At 44.4% G+C, this 1,186-nt stretch carries 1 protein-coding gene; it reads right to left on the bottom strand.

All coding sequences use genetic code 11. The features are described from left to right. Positions 1-14 precede the first annotated feature (14 nt). The gene (xerA, locus tag ACLU24_RS06840) at positions 15-1,007 is read right to left on the bottom strand and encodes a site-specific tyrosine recombinase/integron integrase (RefSeq protein WP_412611302.1); all 993 of its coding nucleotides are present in this window, start codon (positions 1,005-1,007) and stop codon (positions 15-17) included. Positions 1,008-1,186 lie beyond the last annotated feature (179 nt).

The raw sequence follows: 1,186 nt of genomic DNA, 5'->3' as shown, positions 1-1,186 counted from the left end.
ACCGTGATTTGAAATCAGCCGATGTATTTTCGGTGACTTAACTTAACATTATTTTGATCGACCATAGCATACTGCATCGTAGTGTCGATTTTGCTGTGACCGAGGAGCTTTTGCACCTGTTCTATGGGCATTCCCTTGTCGATAGCCCTTGTAGCAAGGGTGCGCCTGAACTTGTGAGGGTGAACCTTTGTGATACCCAGTTTTCGCCCCAATTCACGAAGCCTGATCTCTACACCGCTGATTTTCAGGCGGCAGTGCGGTTTCAGGAGGGACACAAACAGGGCAGGATCATCGTCCGTCCTTGATTCAAGATAGTTTTTCAGGTGTATCTTTGTCCGGGCATCAAAATAAACCGGACGTTCCTTGCTGCCCTTTCCGAAAACAATGCACTCACGGCTTTCAAAGTCAACATCGGCTCTGTTAAGTCCGACAAGCTCACCGACACGCATTCCCGTTGAAGCAAGCATATCAATGATAGCCAGATCACGCAGATTTTCGCAGTTGTCACGCATACGCTCCAACGCCTCATCGGTATAGGTTTCCTTGACAGTCCTTGCGGATTTTATTTTATGTATTCTCCTGACAGGGCTTTTCAGGATATAATCCTCATCTTCAAGCCATGAAAAGAAGCTCGACAGGATACGGCGGATATTGTCGATATTGCCCTTACTGCAAGAGTTCTCTTTCTGATAATGCGAAAGGTACTCTCTCAGATCGTCTGTTGTAATATGCGTGATATGCTTGTCAGTATCGGAAAGCATCTTGTTGATAGTGGACTGATAGTATTTCAGCGTTTTTTCGCTGCACCCCTCGATTCTTTTTGCGTTTATGAAAGCGGTCAGCAGTTCGCCGTTACTCAATTCGGGAGTATCTGAATTATCGCTGCTTTTCGTAATTTCTACATTCCACAGGTTACGCTCCAATACTTTTTGAAGCTGTAAAAGCTGGGCGTTATCGAGAAAAGGGAGCATTTCCTGCGTAATGTTAAGTATAATTTGTTCTTTCATTTGGTACACCTCATTTGATTTTTAGTGTACCAACATCCTGCACCGACTGAATTATCAGCCAAAATATTCCTGCATCAGTGCTTTTTTGAGCATTTCAGCCTTTTCAAGCACCTGTTTTACTGCCAATTTCGATTTGTCGGTCTGTTCTACAAAGGCGGCGAATTGCTCTTGTAGGGCAA

This window comes from Pseudoruminococcus sp. (assembly GCF_047012705.1).
Lineage (GTDB): Bacteria > Bacillota > Clostridia > Oscillospirales > Acutalibacteraceae > Pseudoruminococcus.
Note: the sequence above shows the minus strand (reverse complement) of the source record. Positions and strands in the feature narration are given on the sequence as shown.

Excerpts from the sequence above, each read along its gene's own strand:
- xerA (WP_412611302.1), bottom strand. The coding sequence starts at position 1,007 with ATGAAAGAACAAATTATACTTAACATTACGCAGGAAATGCTCCCTTTT.